Consider the following 14,771-nt stretch of genomic DNA (forward strand, 5'->3'; position numbering starts at 1 on the left):
AAAAGCTCGCGGCTGAAGCCGCTCCTACAGAGGATTGGGTTTTGAAGCCACGCCGCTCAGCCCCGTGCGGCGAGGCAATCCGGTGCGGACGGCTCGCGGTCGTGGCTGACGCACTGCTTCAGCCGCGGCGGCAGGTGGGTGAGGTGGCGCGAGGTGCCGGCTTCGAGGGTGAAGGCTTCCACGGTGCGCGGCCGGCAGGCATCCGCGTCGCCTGCGTGTGTGTCGCACTCGCGCACGAACAGCAGGTAGTGGCAGCGGCCGCTGATGCTCTTGATGCATTCGAAATCGCCCGCGCCGCCGTTGACGTAGGAGCGCATCACGTTCTGTGCCTTGCCGTCGATCGACACGTTGGTGATCGTGGTCGTGCCGGCGTCGATCTTGCAGCCGGCCAGGAGCAGCAGCGTCGCGGCGAGCAGGATGGCGGTGCGCATGGCGGATCTCTCCTTGCGGTGTCACGGTGGCATGGCGGGCACGGTCGAATGGTTCGTCCGCGCGGCGCGAAGGTCACATGTTGCGGAACAGGGGCATGTACGGCTGGCTGACCGCCAGCGTCTCGGGCCGCTGCTTGAGGTGGATCGTGCCGCGGCCGCTGTCGTCGCGGCTGATCGAGGCGATCGCCTTGAGGTTGACGATGGTCGAGCGGTGCACCTGTTTGAACATCGCCGGGTCGAGCAGGCCGAGCAGCTCGCGGATCGGCGTGCGCAGCAGCGACTCGCCCTCGGCGGTCATCACGGTGGTGTACTTGTTGTCGGCGCGGAAATAGGCCACGTCCTCGACCAGGATCAGGCGCGTGTCCTTGCCGGCGCTGGCGGTGATCCACGACAGCGGCGTCGCGGCCGGTTCGCGGTTCGCGTCGAGGCGGCGGATCAGCGCGGCCAGCGTCGCCGCATCCGGGTGCGTGCCGGCGGCACGCGACTGCAGCCGCTGCACGGTCGCGGCCAGGCGCTCGCGCGAGACCGGCTTGAGCAGGTAGTCGACCGCGCCGTTGTCGAAGGCGTCGATGGCGTACTGGTCGTAGGCGGTGACGAACACCACCTGCGTGCGCGGACTGGCCTCGGTGGCGGCGGAGGCGACTTCCAGCCCGGTCAGGCCGGGCATGCGGATGTCGAGGAAGGCCACGTCCGGCTGGTGCTCGGCGATCGCCTCGACCGCGCCGCCGCCGTCGTCGCAGGACGCGACGATCGACAGCTCCGGCCAGGCCTCGCGCAGCAGCGACTCGAGCGAGCTGCGCAGGATGTCCTCGTCCTCGGCGATGACGCAGGTGGGGCCGGTGGTGGTGGCGTCAGGCGACATGGCCGTGTCCTTGCGCAGTGGCGGCGGGCAGGGTGATGGTCGCGGCCACGCCGTTGGGGTAGTTGGCAGTGATGCTGAAGCGTGCAGCGTTGCCATAGGCCAGGCGCAGGCGCTCGCGCACGTTCTTCAGGCCGATGCCGGTACCGCTGCTTTCGGCGTTGAAGCCGCGGCCGTCGTCGGCGACGGTGACCGAGACTTCCTGGTTGGCGCTGGTGGCGCGGATCCACACCGTGCCGCCGCCGGGCTTGGACTCCAGGCCATGCTTGATCGCGTTCTCGACCAGCGTCTGCAGCATCATCGACGGGAACGGCAGCGCGTGCAGCGCCTCGGGTACGTCGACCTGGGTCGACAGCCGCGAACCCATGCGGATCTTGAGGATCTCCAGGTACGCGGTCGCGCGTTCCAGCTCCTCGCCCAGCGTCGACTGGCCGTCGAGGTTGCGCGGCAGCGAGCGGCGCAGGTAGGCGATCAGGTGGCCGAGCATCGCGTCGGCGCGCGCCGGGTCGCTGCGGGTGAGCGCCTGCGCGCTGGCCAGCGTGTTGTAGAGGAAGTGCGGCTCGACCTGGGCGTTGAGCAGGCTCAGCTTGGCCTCGCTCAGCTCCTTGGCGCTGGCGGTGTCGCGCACCGCGGCCTTCTCGCCGCGGCGGTGCTCGGCGATGCGGCGGGTGATGGCGCGGGTGATCGCCTCGGTGGTTTCCAGGTTGCGCCCGTGGTCGACGCGCAGCCAGTCGGTCCACGCGGCGCTTTCCGGTTCGCAGGCCAGGGTGATGCTGGAGGTGTCGCCGCCCGGGGCGACGGTGCCGACGACCACGTCGTAGCGGCCGCCGAGCTTGCGGTCCACCCAGTGCATGGGATCGAAACGGCTGTGGCCGCCGTAGGGATCGGGTCGCTCGATGCCGGCACGCACGCGCAGGCTGTCCGGCGCCGATTCGATGTCGACCGCGCGCGGCAGCTCGCGCAGCGCGGCGTCGAGCAGGCCGAAGGCCTCGTCGGCGGGGAAGGGCACCTCGATCTGCCGGCGCTGGCGGTTGCGCAGCTGCTCGGGCGTGGGCTTGCCGCCGACGATCATGCGCACGCGATGGATGTGCGAGGTGGCGTCGGGGATCACGAACGCCAGCGAGATCATCCACAGCAGCACGATCGGGAATTCCGGCAGGCCGAAGTTCGACCACAGGATCAGCACCACCAGGTAGAACACGCACCAGGCGAAGACGTGGCGGGTGGCGAAGGAGAAGGTGGTCATGGCGGTGCCGTATCGAAAGCGTGGGGCGAGAATACCCACGCCGCGGCGCCGGCGGCAGCCGATTGCGACGGATGCGCGGAATCGGCGACGAATCGCGGGAATCGCGCCCCGGGGCTGGCTGCCGGACGGCCACTGCGATGCGCTTCGCGCCGCGTTGACGCCGGCCCGCGCCCCATGGGCGATCACGCGGCCCGGTTTGCCGCAGGGAGGACTCCGGCATGCGCGCATGGCTCCTGTTGCCTGCCGTGGCATTGCTGGCGGCCGCGCCCGATGCACGGGCGCGCACCGTCTACCGCTGCGTGCAGGGCGGTACCGTCAGCCTGGCCACGGCACCGGAGCCCGGCTCGAAATGCGTGGCGAAGCAGATCGACGACAACGCCGTGCAGACGCCCAACCTGTGGGGCGAGATGGGGGTCTTCAGCGGCACGCTCTACGAGCGCGAGCAGGACGGCAGGCTGGTGTACTCGACGCGCAACCTGCCCGGCTCGCGCGTGTACCTGAAGTTCACCGTGCACACGCCGCCGGGCGAGCCGGCGCACGTCGGCCTGGGCAAGGTTGGCAAGCCGCGGCTCGACCGGCATGCAGAACTGTTCAAGGCCGCGGCGAAGGCGACCGGCGTGGACGACGCATGGCTGCGCGCGATCGCGCACGCCGAGAGCGGATTCGATGCACTGGCCGTCTCGCCCAAGGGCGCACAGGGCGTGATGCAGCTGATGCCGGACGTGGTGGCCGAGTACGGCGTCACCGATCCGTTCGCGCCTGCGCAGTCGATCAATGCCGGCGCGCGCTACATGAAGTCGCTGCTGCGCCGCTACGGAGGCGACCGCACGCTGGCGGCGGCGGCCTACAACGCCGGCATCGGCACGGTGGCCCGCTACGACGGCGTGCCGCCCTATGACGAAACCCGCGCCTACATCGACAAGGTGCTGACCCTGTACGCGCGCTACCGCGAAGCGATGGGCTTCAAGCGCGAAACGCCCGCGCAGTAGGGGGACCCACAGGGGAAGGGTTGCGGGCCGGGTTACCCGGCCACGGGCACGAGTTTCAGCAACCGCCCCTTCTCGCCATCCTCCAGCAGCCACAGCGCGCCGTCGGGACCCTGTTCCACCGCGCGGATGCGCTGACCCATGTCGAAGCGCTGTGCCTCGCGCGCGTTGTCGCCGTCGATCTCCACGCGCACCAGCGACTGCGAGGACAGCCCGCCGATCAGCGCGTCGCCCTTCCAGTCGGGGAACAGGTCGCCGGAGTAGATCAGCAGGCTCGACGGCGAGATCACCGGGCTCCACCACGCCTTGGGCGCGTCGAACTCCGGCCGGGTGTCGTGGTCGGGGATGTCGCGGCCGTCGTAGTGGTCGCCGTTGGAGACGATCGGGTAGCCGTAGTTGCCGCCGCGTTCGATCAGGTTGAGCTCGTCGCCGCCCTTGGGCCCCATTTCCACTTCCCACAGCCGGCCCTGCGCGTCGAAGTCGATGCCCAGCAGGTTGCGGTGGCCCAGCGACCAGACCTGCGCGGTCACGCCGCCCTGGTCGGCGAAGGGATTGTCGGCGGGCACGCTGCCGTCGTCGTTGAGCCGGATCATCTTGCCGAGGTTGGACTGCATGTCCTGCGCGGGGTCGAACTTCTGCCGCTCGCTGGAGGTGATCCACAGCTTGCCGTCGCTGCCGAACAGCAGGCGGTGGCCGTAGTGGCCGCGGCCCTCGACCTTGGGCACCTGGCGCCAGATGACGTCCAGGTCCTCGAGCTTGCCGCCGCCGCTGTCGTCCAGCGCCAGCGTGCCGCGCGCGACCGCGCCGCCGCGGGTGTCGTCGTCGCCGGCTTCGGCGTAGCTGACGTAGACGACGTGGTTGCTGGCGAATTGCGGATGCAGGGCGATGTCGCCGAAGCCGCCCTGTCCGCCGTAGTCGACCTCGGGCACGCCGCTGATGTCGCCGACCTGGCCGGTCGCGACGTCGATCAGCTTCAGCGCGCCCTTTTTCTCGGTCACCAGCAGGCGGCCGTCGGGCAGGAAGGCCATCGCCCAGGGTTCGTCGAACGTCGCCACCTCGGTGGCGGTGAACGGGCGCACGTCGCTGACGGGCAACTCCGCGGCGGCCGCGTCGGTGGACTGCGCGGCGGTGGCCGCGGTATCGCCGGGCGGAGGTGGCGCGGTCGATGGATCCGGGGCGTTGCCGGGCCGGGCGCAGGCGGCCAGGCACAGGCTGCCGGCGCAGGCCAGGGCAAGCAGGCGAGGGGTCATGGCAGGCTCCTTTGACGTGGTTGCCCACGTGCGGGCGTGTGTGCGGTGCACACTAGCACCGCGCCGCGTGGCGCGTCGTCGCGACCGGAGGATGCCCATGCTGCCCGCCATCGAAACCACCTGCCCCTACTGCGGCGAGCCGATCGAACTGCTGGCCGACGCCTCCGCCGGCGACCAGCAGTACATCGAGGACTGCAGCGTGTGCTGCCGGCCGATCGTGGTGACGGTCACCACGGACGACGACGGCGACCCGATGCTCGCCGTGCGTGCCGAAAACGAGGCCTGACGCCCGTCCGCCGCGGACTCGTCGGGCGCGCGCGCGTGGCGGCGCAGGTGAAGGTTGTGTTGTGTTCATGCGCGCGCCGCCGCGGAGGGGACGCGCGAGGGCCGGAATTGCCGTCCTGCGGCCCGCTCCCGGCCAATGCATGACGGCCATCGCATTCACGGCTAGCGGCAAATCGCAGGCGCGTGGTTAAGAGGATGTAAGCCGTTGCCGCGCGGCGGTGCGGACGTTCATCGGCGCGGCGGCATTGTCGGTGCCAGGGTCGTGCTGCCCGATTGCATCCGGTGGCGGCCCGAACCGAAGTTCCCCCGAACACAATGGAGAAGACCATGAACCATGCAAGCAAGCTGTCCGGCCTGATCGCGCTCGCCGCCGCCGTTGCCATGCCGATGGCGTTCGCGCAGACCGCTCCGACCACGGACGACGGCATGCAGTCCGAGCCGCCGACCGCCGCCCCCGCGCCGACGGCCGAGCCGCAGCAGGTCACCTGGGCCGACCTGGACACCGACAAGGACGGTGCCCTGTCGAAGGAAGAAGTGGCCACCGTGCCGGCGCTGGCGCAGGTCTTCGATGACGCCGATGCCGATGCCGACGGCAAGCTGACCGCCGACGAGTACAAGGCGCATGCCCAGACCACCAATGCCGATGCCGATGCGGCCGGCAGCGACGACGGCGGGCAGTAACAGCAAGACTGCCGGTTTTTCCCGGCGTGTATGTGCAGGGGCGGCCTTCGGGCCGCCCCTTTTGCATGCGTGCGCGCAATGCCGGCCGATGACGCTTGCGCTCCGGCCTGCATAATGTGCCGATGGGCAACGGCATCCGCATGGTCGCCTTCGACGGCGACGACACGCTCTGGCGCAGCCAGGACTACTTCGACGACGCGCAGGCGCGCTTCGAACGGATCATCGGCAGCTACGTCGATCTCGCCGACGCGCGGGTGGCCGAGCGGCTGTACGCATTCGAGAAGGCCAACCTGGCCTGGTTCGGCTACGGCGTGAAGGGCATGGCGCTGTCGATGATCGAGGCGGCGGTGGAGATCACCGGCCAGCGCATCGGCGCGGCCGACGTGCAGCGCATCGTCGGCATGGCCAAGGAACTGCTGCGGCACCCGGTGGAACTGCTGCCGGGCATCCGCGAAGCGGTCGCCGACATCGCGTCGCGCCACGACGTGGTGCTGATCACCAAGGGCGACCTGTTCCACCAGGAAGCCAAGGTGCGCGACTCGGGGATGGCCGACCTGTTCCGCCGCATCGAGATCGTCAGCGAGAAGGACCCGGGCACGTATGCGCGGCTGCTGGAGGAGTTCGACATCGCCGCCGACGAGTTCGTGATGGTCGGCAACTCGCTGCGTTCGGACATCGCGCCGGTGCTGTCGCTCGGCGGCTGGGGCGTGCACATGCCGTACCACACGACCTGGAGCCACGAGGCCGATGCCAGCGTGGACGCGGGCAGTGCGCGCATGCGCAGCGTGGAGTCGCCTGCGGGGCTGTCGCCGGCGGTGGCGGACATCGTCGCGGCGGCAGCGCCGGGCGCGTCGCCGTGAGCCTGCCTTCACCGGCACCGGACCATGGTGGTCGCCTGCGCGGACACGGAGGCGGGCGGATGGGGCAGGTGGCAAGCGGATGCGTGGGTATCGCGATGGCGGCGCTGTCGCTGTCGGCATGCGCCGGCACGCGCGCCGTGGACGAAGAGCCGAAGCTGCGCTTCGTGCAGTCGCGGGCCGACGCCGCGGACAGCAACCGCGAGGCACCGGCGCGCGTGCGCCGCGACGGGCACGGCCGGCCGGTGTATTTCCGCGAACAGCGGCTGGACAACCACGGCGTCATGCGCGATGTCGTCCCCCGCGACGCGGACGATGCGCGCGGCGAGGGCGCGTCAGGCTGCGGCGACCGCGCGGACTGCGCCGCCGACGACGGGCGGCGCTGAAGCGGCCGCGACAGTCACCGCTCCGGCGTTTCGAGCGCCTGCCCGCCCACCGCGTGGTGGATGCTGGCCTCGACGCCGGATTCGACCTGCAGCGTCACCCAGCGCAGGGCAATGGCGTAGACCCCGAGCAGCACGGCGACCACGCCCAGCCACGCCAGCCAGTGCTTCCAGCGGCGCGGACGCGGCCCGGCCGGCGCATGCCGCGATCCAGCCATCGGAGTCCTCCTGAATGGAGTGTCGCCCTGCCCGTTCATGCCGGCGACGCTACGCCCGCCAGCGTCACGGGTGCGTGCAAGCGCGGCAATGCTGCCCGTGCATCCCGGCCAACGGCGCGGATGACGCCATGCGGTCGCCGCGCGTACCCTTGGCGACCATGATGATCGCCCCGCCGCCTGTCACAGCCTTGCCCGCCGCCTGCCGCGTGCTGGCGCTGGCGGCCTGCCTGCTGCTGGCCGGCGCCGCCGGGGCGCAGGACTACGCCTTCGCCTGGAACCCGCGCAGCGGCGACGCCTGGATCGACGCCCAGCTGGCCGACATCAACGCCTACGGCAGCCGTTACCGCGGCGCCTTCGTCGACGAACTGGTGCGCTACCACGCCGCGCCGCGCGAGCTGGTCACCGAGCTGGTGGACGAGCGCAACTGGGCACCGGGCGACGTGTACTACGCCTGCGCGCTGGCGCAGGTGCTCGGCCGTCCCTGCCGGGCGCTGGTGGAGGCCTGGGGGCAGTCGCACGACGAGGGCTGGGCGGCGGTCGCCGAAAACGCCGGGATTGCCACGCGGCCGGCGGCGGCCACGCGCCTGAAGCAGGCGATCACCGATAGTTACGCGCGCTGGGGACGGCCGCAGGCCGAGGTGGTCGAGGACCACGCCCCGGCGAAGGGCGAACCCCCGCCGGGCGGCTGACCCCGCGGTTCAATAGCCGGCGAAGGTGTCGAACAGCAGCTTCACGTTCAACGCCACGATGACCGCGGCGATCACCCAGGCCAGCGACGCCAGCCACGGCGCCACCACGAAACGCCCCATCTTTTCGCGGTCGGTGACGAAGCGCACCAGCGGGATCACCGCGAACGGCAGCTGCATCGACAGCAGCACCTGGCTGAAGACCAGCAGCTTCGCCGTGCCCTCGGAGCCGTAGATCGCGGTGATGATGACCACCGGCACGATCGCGATGCCGCGGGTCACCAGGCGCCGCGCCCACGTGGGCAGGCGCAGGTGCAGGAAGCCTTCCATCACGATCTGCCCGGCCAGCGTGGCAGTGACGGTGGAATTCAGCCCCGATGCCAGCAGCGCCACCGCGAACAGCGTCGAGGCGATGCCCACGCCGAGCATCGGCGACAGTAGCGCGTAGGCCTGCTCGATCTCCTGCACGTCGGTGTGCCCGGCCTTGTGGAACACGGTCGCGGCCATGATCAGGATCGCCGCGTTGATGAACAGCGCCAGCATCAGCGCGATGGTGCTGTCGGTCACCGCCCAGCGGATCGCCATGCGCCTGCCGGCGTCGTCGCGCGGGAAGTCGCGGGTCTGCACGATCGACGAATGCAGGTACAGGTTGTGCGGCATCACCGTCGCGCCGATGATGCCAATCGCGATGTACAGCGCGGCCGGGTTGGTCACCACTTCCGTGCGCGGGATGAAGCCGCCGAGCACTTCGGCCACCGGCGGCGCGGCCAGCGCGATCTGGATCCCGAAGCAGGCGAAGATCACCAGCAGCATCGCGATGATGAAGGCTTCCAGCGTGCGGAAGCCGTGGCGCATCAGGTACAGCACCAGGAACACGTCGACCGCGGTGATGATCGCGCCCAGCACCAGCGGGATGCCGAACAGCAGGTTGAGCGCGATCGCGGTGCCGATCACCTCGGCCAGGTCGCAGGCGATGATCGCGATCTCGCACACCACCCACAGCATGTACGCCACCGGCCGCGGATAGTGGTCGCGGCAGGCCTGGGCAAGGTCGCGTCCGGTGGCGATGCCCAGCCGCGCGGCCAGTGCCTGCAGCACGATCGCCATCAGGTTCGACAGCAGGATCACGCTCAGCAGGGTGTAGCCGAACTGCGAACCGCCGGCCAGGTCCGTGGCCCAGTTGCCCGGGTCCATGTAGCCGACCGAGATCATGTAGCCCGGCCCGAGGAAGGCGAGGAAGCGGCGCAGCCACTGGCCCCGTCCCGCGCCCGCCGCCGGCACGTGCACGCTGGCGTTCAGGGCGCCGAGGCTGGCACCCGTGCGCGGGTCGCGGGCAAAACGCCAGCCCGGTTCGGCGGCACGCGGCGGTGGAGTGGCTTCGCGATCCACGGGCGGTTGCCGTCGGGCGGGGAAGGGCTCGTTATAGCCTCAGCTATCTTCCAAAGCAAGCGCCATCATCGCTGCGGTAACCTAGCGGTCCCCCGCGGCGCATCCCGCCGCCGCGGGCGTCCGCAGGGGATGCGAGCCCGCATGCCGAAACCCAAGCCATCCACGCCGCCGCTGATCGACGCCGACCTGCACGCGGAGAGCTTCCGCCAGGTGCGCGAGGCGCATCGCCTGGAGCTGGTGGAGGACTACGTCGAACTGATCTCGGACCTGATCCGCGACGGCGGCGAGGCCCGCCAGGTCGACATCGCCGCGCGCCTGGGCGTCGCCCAGCCGACCGTGGCCAAGATGCTCAAGCGCCTGGTGAAGGCCGGCTACGTGGAACAGAAGCCCTACCGCGGCGCGTTCCTGACCGACGCGGGCGAGGCCCTCGCCCAGGCCAGCCGCGAACGCCACCAGGTCGTCGAAGCCTTCCTGCTGGCACTGGGCATCGATCCCGACACGGCGCGCCGCGACGCCGAGGGCATCGAGCACCACGTCAGCGCGGAAACCGTCGCCGCGTTCGCGCGCTTCGTCGCCGCGCGCAGCTAGCCTGCGGACGCGAAAGGCGCCTGCGACCGGTGGCGGGACGAAGCTGCTTCGCCGCGTCGCCCCACCTACAATGGCCGGCCATGTCCGTGCCCAGTCCACTGCCGCCGCTGCCGACGATTGCCCTGTCGGTCGCCCCGATGATGGATTGGACGGACAGTCATTGCCGGGTATTCCACCGCCTGCTGGCGCCGCATGCGCGGCTGTACACCGAGATGGTGCACGCCAACGCGGTGATCCACGGTGATCGCGACCGGTTGCTGGCGATGGATCCGGTCGAGCATCCGGTCGCGCTGCAGCTTGGCGGCAGCGAGCCGCAGCCGCTGGCGCAGGCGGCGCGGATCGGTGCCGAACGCGGCTTCGACGAGATCAACCTCAACTGCGGCTGCCCGTCCGACCGGGTGCAGGCCGGGCGTTTCGGCGCCTGCCTGATGCGCGAGCCGGGGCTGGTGGCCGAATCGGTCGCGGCGATGATCGAGGCGGTGTCGACGCTGGAAACGCCGGTGCCGGTCACGGTGAAGTGCCGGCTCGGCGTCGACGACGACCATCGCTACGAGGTGTTCCGCGACTTCGTCGAACAGGTCGCCGCGGCCGGCTGCCGCATGTTCGTGGTGCACGCGCGCAACGCCTGGCTCAAGGGGCTGTCGCCGAAGGAGAACCGCGAGGTGCCGCCGCTGCGCTACGACTGGGCGTATGCGCTCAAGCGCGAGCGGCCGGAGCTGGCGGTGATCGTCAACGGCGGCATCGCCACGCAGGAAGAGGCCACCGCGCACCTCGAACACGCCGACGGCGCGATGCTCGGCCGCGCCGCGTACCACGACCCCTACCTGTTGCACCGGCTCGACGTGGCCTGGTTCGGCGGTGAGTTGCGCAGCCGCGGCGCGCTGCTGCGCGCGCTGCGGCCGTACGTGGAGGGCCAGCTCGCGCGCGGGGTCTTCCTCAAGCACATCACCCGCCACCTGCTCGGCCTGTTCCACGGCGAGCGCGGCGGGCGCGCGTTCCGGCAGGTGCTCAGCGAAGGCGCGCACCGGCCGGGCGCCGACTGGTCACTGGTCGAGGCGGCGCTCGCCGCGACCGAACACAAGGAACAGGCTGCCGCATGATCACCCGTGACACCCGCGCCTTCCTGGAGGCCGCCCGCGGCTGCGCGCCGGACTTCGGCGCGGCCACCGCGAAGGCGGCGTTCCTGGTCTCGCCCGACGGCTTCGGCCGCGCCGACGAGTCGGCCAGCGACAACCGCTACATGGCCGATGCCGGCGGCTTCGACGCAGCGCGCGCGCTCGACCAGCACCGCGGCCTGCAGGCCGCGCTGTCGGGCGTGCTGCCGACGCTCTGTTTTCCCGGCCTCCCCGATGCCCCCGACGGCCTGTTCCCCAACAACGTCTTCGCCACCGCGCCGGGGCGGCTGGTGGTCGGGCGCATGCGCCACCCGGTGCGCCAGCGGGAGGCGGCGCGCGACGACATCCGTGGCTTCTTCCGCGACGTGCTGGGCTACGCCGAAACCGACCTGTCCGGCCAGCCGCATGCCTGCGAACTGACCGGCGCGCTGGTGATCGACCGCGCCCGCGGCCTGGGCTTCTGCGGGCTGTCCGAGCGCTGCGACGAAGAAGGCGCGCGGCTGATGCACGCGGCCTTCGGCCTGCGCGCGACCCTGCTGTTCGACCTGGCGCCGGGCGAATACCACACCAACGTGGTGCTGGCGGTGCTGGCCGGGCGGGCGGCGATCGTGTGCCCGGGCGGGTTCGCTGACGCAGCCGCGGTCGAAGCCATCGCCACGCTGTACGCGCCGCACGCGGTGGTCCTGTCGCCCGGAGAGCACGCCGCGTTCGCCGGCAACGCCATTTCCGCCTCCGCCGACACGGTCTGGATGAGCGCGGGCGCGGCGTCGGCGCTGTCGCCCGACAGCCGCCGCGCGCTGGAAGCGGCCGGCTTCGCGTTGCGGGCGGTGCCGCTGGACGCCATCGAGGCCGCGGGCGGTTCGCTGCGTTGTTGCGTTGCGGAAATCTATTGAACCGGGCCGGGGACTGAATGCCGCTCCCCGTGGAAACAAAAAGTTAAGGCTTGTTCACCGCGGTCTTCCGAGAATCATTGCCCCTGTCGATCGCGCCCTGGCCGCGCGTACCGGAGTGTCGTCCGCCATGCCCACCCGCCGGATCCTTCCCCTGCTCGCAACCGCAGCGCTCGCGCTGACGGTGAGTGCCGGGGCCTGGGCCCAGGATGGGCGTGGTCACCGCCAGGGCGACCGCGGTGCCGAACCGCGGCGCGACCGCGCCGGCGCGGGCGAGGGCAACCGGCAGCGTGCGATGCCCGCTCCGCGGCCGATGCGCGCCGAATCGCCGCGCCCCGAACCGCGCCAGCAGCGCCGCCGCGACGACTCCATGGCCGACTCCGTGCGCAGGATCCAGCGCACCACCCGCGGCCGGGTCATCAACGCCGAGCGCGTGCAGTCCGACGGGCGCAGCGTCAACCGGATCAAGGTGATGGACGACCGCGGCCGCATCCGCGTCTACATGGACGATCCGGCGCAGCGCCGCGGCGCCCCTACACGCGATGACGACAACTGAGCTTCCAAGCTTCCACAACGAACACATCGACCGGGCACGGTTGCCCTCGAACCACCAACAACTGGAGTAGCCGATGCGAATCCTGCTCGTCGAAGACGAAGCCCCGCTGCGTGAGACTCTTGCCGCGCGCCTGAAGCGCGAAGGCTTCGCCGTGGACGCCGCCCAGGATGGCGAGGAAGGCCTGTACATGGGCCGTGAGGTCCCGTTCGACCTGGGCATCATCGACCTGGGCCTGCCGAAGATGTCCGGCATGGAGCTGGTCAAGGCGCTGCGCGAGGAAGGCAAGCAGTTCCCGGTGCTGATCCTCACCGCGCGCTCGAGCTGGCAGGACAAGGTCGACGGCCTCAAGCAGGGCGCCGACGACTACCTGGTCAAGCCCTTCCACGTCGAGGAGCTGCTGGCGCGCATCAACGCGCTGGTGCGCCGCGCCGCCGGCTGGAGCAAGCCCACGCTCGAATGCGGCGCGGTGGTGCTGGACCTGGCCGCGCAGACGGTCACCGTCAACGGCAGCAACGTCGACCTGACCAGCTACGAGTACAAGGTGCTCGAGTACCTGATGATGCATGCCGGCGAGCTGGTCTCGAAGGCCGACCTGACCGAGCACATCTACCAGCAGGACTTCGATCGCGATTCCAACGTGCTGGAGGTCTTCATCGGCCGCCTGCGCAAGAAGCTCGATCCGGAAGGCACGCTCAAGCCGATCGAGACCGTGCGCGGGCGCGGCTATCGTTTCGCCATCCCGCGCAACAGCGAGGGCTGACACGCCGGCGTGCGGCGGCCATCATCGAACCCGCCTGCCGCCCCGGCCCATCGGCGCGGCGGGCGCGACGACATCCGCCATCAACACCGAGGCAGCGTGCCCCCACGAGCCGACAAGCGGGAGAACGAGCAGCGCAATCCCCTGTTGCCCTGGCGCCCCAGGTCGCTGCAGGCGCGCCAGCTCATGGCTGCGAGCCTGGGCCTGGTCGCCTTCCTCGCGCTCGCCGGCTACGCGCTCGACCGCGCCTTCGTCGACGTCGCCGGGCAAGTGCAGCGCGACCGCCTGAAGGCCTACGCCTACAACTACGTCGGCGGCATCGACTTCTTCCGCAACGGCGACCCCTACGTGCCCGAGGTGCCGCCGGACCCGCGCTTCGACCAGCCCGGCAGCGGCCTGTACGCGGTGATCGTCCTGCCCGAGGGGCAGCAGTCGTGGCAGTCGATGTCCACGCGCGGGCCGCAGCTGCCCGAAGAGGAAATGCTGGCGCCCAACCAGGAGGAATTCCGCGGCCCGCTGCCGATCATCAAGACCAGCGGCGAGCCCGGCGAGGTGTTCCGCTATGGCATCGGCGCGGCTGCCGTGCAGGAGGGCGAGGACGGCGTGGAGGTCGAGCGCCCCTACACCGTCTACGTGATGGAGGACGAAGGCTCGCTGGCGCGCCAGGTGCGCGTGTACCGCGCCGCGCTGTGGGGTTACCTGGGCATCGCCGGCATCGTGTTGCTGCTGCTGCAGACCTTCGTGCTGCGCTGGAGCCTGTGGCCGCTGCGCAACGTGGTCAGCGAACTCAAGCGCGTGCAGCGCGGCCAGGACAACCGCCTGAGCGAACACCACCCGCGCGAACTGGAGCCGCTCACCGACAGCATCAACGCGCTGATCGAGAGCGAGCGCGAGAACCTCGACCACCAGCGCAACACCATGTCCGACCTGGCCCACAGCCTGAAGACGCCGCTGGCGGTGCTGCGCACGCGCCTGGATGCCGACGCCGGCGAGGCCGAGCTGCGCGAGGAGGTCGACATCCAGCTGCGGCGCATGAACGACCTGGTCGGCTACCAGCTCGGGCGCGCGGCGTCGGGCGGGCACAAGCTGTTCGCCGCGCCGGTACCGATCGAGTCGCACGCCGAGGAGATCGTGCGCGGACTGGAGAAGATCTACGCCGGCAAGGGCGTGATCTGCGAATTCGAGATCGCCCGGGACGTGCAGTTCTACGGCGAGCCCGGCGACCTGCAGGAACTGCTGGGCAACCTGCTGGAAAATGCCTTCAAGTGGGCGAAGTCGCGCGTGCTGTTCACCGCCACCCCCGGCGAGCCCCAGCCCAACCGCCGCCCGGGCCTGACGCTGGTGGTCGACGATGACGGCCCCGGCATCCCCGAGGACCGCATCGCCCACGTCCTGCAGCGCGGCGTGCGCGGCGACGAACGCGTGCAGGGCCACGGCATCGGCCTGTCGATCGTGCAGGACCTGGTGCGCAGCTATCGCGGCGAACTCGAGGTCGGCCCGTCTAAGGAGCTGGGCGGTGCCCGCTTCAAGGTGACGCTGCCGCCGGGGCTGTAGGACAGCCGCCGGCAACTCTGGATTTGGATTGCTCCCACAA

Annotated in this window: 18 protein-coding genes; 12 read left to right on the top strand and 6 right to left on the bottom strand. The window is 70.7% G+C overall.

Translation table 11 applies throughout. From position 1 onward, the window contains the following. Positions 1–56 precede the first annotated feature (56 nt). The 3 genes from ABD679_RS02230 to ABD679_RS02240 all read right to left on the bottom strand — a co-directional run bounded on the left by ABD679_RS02230 (position 57) and on the right by ABD679_RS02240 (position 2,536). Positions 57–431: a hypothetical protein gene (locus ABD679_RS02230; RefSeq protein ID WP_344758318.1), complete on the bottom strand. Its 375-nt coding sequence runs from the start codon at positions 429–431 to the stop codon at positions 57–59. A 73-nt stretch (positions 432–504) separates the two neighbouring features. Next, complete coding sequence (locus tag ABD679_RS02235; RefSeq protein ID WP_344758319.1) at positions 505–1,293, bottom strand: LytR/AlgR family response regulator transcription factor; 789 nt, start codon at positions 1,291–1,293, stop codon at positions 505–507. Next, positions 1,283–2,536: a sensor histidine kinase gene (locus tag ABD679_RS02240; protein WP_344758320.1), complete on the bottom strand. Its 1,254-nt coding sequence runs from the start codon at positions 2,534–2,536 to the stop codon at positions 1,283–1,285. The genes ABD679_RS02235 and ABD679_RS02240 overlap by 11 nt, the downstream gene beginning before the upstream one ends. Positions 2,537–2,754: 218 nt before the next feature. Here ABD679_RS02240 and ABD679_RS02245 point away from each other — a divergent pair, with 218 nt between their 5' ends. Beyond that, complete coding sequence (locus ABD679_RS02245) at positions 2,755–3,525, top strand: lytic transglycosylase domain-containing protein (RefSeq protein ID WP_344758321.1); 771 nt, start codon at positions 2,755–2,757, stop codon at positions 3,523–3,525. A gap of 32 nt (positions 3,526–3,557) precedes the next feature. Here ABD679_RS02245 and ABD679_RS02250 read toward each other — a convergent pair whose 3' ends face one another. Then, on the bottom strand, positions 3,558–4,772 hold the full coding sequence (locus ABD679_RS02250) for a PQQ-dependent sugar dehydrogenase (protein ID WP_344758322.1): 1,215 nt from the start codon (positions 4,770–4,772) through the stop codon (positions 3,558–3,560). Positions 4,773–4,869: 97 nt separating this feature from the next. Between ABD679_RS02250 and ABD679_RS02255 the strand changes: the two genes are divergently transcribed. The 4 genes from ABD679_RS02255 (at position 4,870) to ABD679_RS02270 (ending at position 6,981) form a co-directional block, all read left to right on the top strand. Beyond that, positions 4,870–5,058, top strand: a complete 189-nt coding sequence (locus ABD679_RS02255; protein ID WP_344758323.1) for a CPXCG motif-containing cysteine-rich protein — start codon at positions 4,870–4,872, stop codon at positions 5,056–5,058. A gap of 326 nt (positions 5,059–5,384) precedes the next feature. Next, a complete protein-coding gene (locus ABD679_RS02260) occupies positions 5,385–5,738 on the top strand; it encodes an EF-hand domain-containing protein (protein WP_344758324.1) in 354 nt (117 codons plus the stop codon). A gap of 122 nt (positions 5,739–5,860) precedes the next feature. After that, positions 5,861–6,598, top strand: a complete 738-nt coding sequence (locus tag ABD679_RS02265) for an HAD family hydrolase (RefSeq protein WP_344758325.1) — start codon at positions 5,861–5,863, stop codon at positions 6,596–6,598. Positions 6,599–6,666: 68 nt separating this feature from the next. Next, positions 6,667–6,981 carry a hypothetical protein gene (locus ABD679_RS02270; RefSeq protein ID WP_344758326.1) on the top strand — a complete coding sequence of 105 codons (315 nt, stop codon included), beginning with the start codon at positions 6,667–6,669 and terminating at the stop codon, positions 6,979–6,981. Between the two features lie 14 nt (positions 6,982–6,995). Here ABD679_RS02270 and ABD679_RS02275 read toward each other — a convergent pair whose 3' ends face one another. Continuing rightward, the gene (locus tag ABD679_RS02275) at positions 6,996–7,196 is read right to left on the bottom strand and encodes a hypothetical protein (RefSeq protein WP_344758327.1); all 201 of its coding nucleotides are present in this window, start codon (positions 7,194–7,196) and stop codon (positions 6,996–6,998) included. Positions 7,197–7,324: 128 nt separating this feature from the next. Between ABD679_RS02275 and ABD679_RS02280 the strand changes: the two genes are divergently transcribed. Continuing rightward, entirely contained in the window at positions 7,325–7,885 is a 561-nt protein-coding gene (locus ABD679_RS02280; protein WP_344758328.1) for a hypothetical protein, read from the top strand. 9 nt (positions 7,886–7,894) lie between these two features. Here ABD679_RS02280 and ABD679_RS02285 read toward each other — a convergent pair whose 3' ends face one another. Continuing rightward, positions 7,895–9,181 carry an Nramp family divalent metal transporter gene (locus ABD679_RS02285; RefSeq protein WP_425561840.1) on the bottom strand — a complete coding sequence of 429 codons (1,287 nt, stop codon included), beginning with the start codon at positions 9,179–9,181 and terminating at the stop codon, positions 7,895–7,897. A gap of 231 nt (positions 9,182–9,412) precedes the next feature. On the opposite strand from ABD679_RS02285, the gene mntR reads away from it, so the two are divergent. From mntR to ABD679_RS02315, 6 genes are all read left to right on the top strand, one after another. Continuing rightward, positions 9,413–9,859, top strand: coding sequence for a manganese-binding transcriptional regulator MntR (gene mntR, locus ABD679_RS02290; protein ID WP_344758329.1), 447 nt, complete (start codon positions 9,413–9,415; stop codon positions 9,857–9,859). Between the two features lie 80 nt (positions 9,860–9,939). Beyond that, positions 9,940–10,959 carry a tRNA dihydrouridine(20/20a) synthase DusA gene (dusA, locus tag ABD679_RS02295; RefSeq protein WP_344758330.1) on the top strand — a complete coding sequence of 340 codons (1,020 nt, stop codon included), beginning with the start codon at positions 9,940–9,942 and terminating at the stop codon, positions 10,957–10,959. Next, entirely contained in the window at positions 10,956–11,867 is a 912-nt protein-coding gene (locus tag ABD679_RS02300; protein WP_344758331.1) for an arginine deiminase-related protein, read from the top strand. Before dusA ends, ABD679_RS02300 begins: the two co-directional genes overlap by 4 nt. A 127-nt stretch (positions 11,868–11,994) precedes the next feature. Next, positions 11,995–12,420, top strand: coding sequence for a hypothetical protein (locus ABD679_RS02305; protein ID WP_344758332.1), 426 nt, complete (start codon positions 11,995–11,997; stop codon positions 12,418–12,420). Between the two features lie 73 nt (positions 12,421–12,493). Beyond that, positions 12,494–13,180, top strand: a complete 687-nt coding sequence (locus ABD679_RS02310; RefSeq protein ID WP_344758333.1) for a response regulator transcription factor — start codon at positions 12,494–12,496, stop codon at positions 13,178–13,180. Positions 13,181–13,345: 165 nt separating this feature from the next. Beyond that, positions 13,346–14,731, top strand: a complete 1,386-nt coding sequence (locus ABD679_RS02315; RefSeq protein WP_344758677.1) for an ATP-binding protein — start codon at positions 13,346–13,348, stop codon at positions 14,729–14,731. Positions 14,732–14,771 lie beyond the last annotated feature (40 nt).

The sequence above is a fragment of the Luteimonas lutimaris genome, assembly GCF_039537065.1.
GTDB classification, from domain to species: domain Bacteria; phylum Pseudomonadota; class Gammaproteobacteria; order Xanthomonadales; family Xanthomonadaceae; genus Luteimonas; species Luteimonas lutimaris.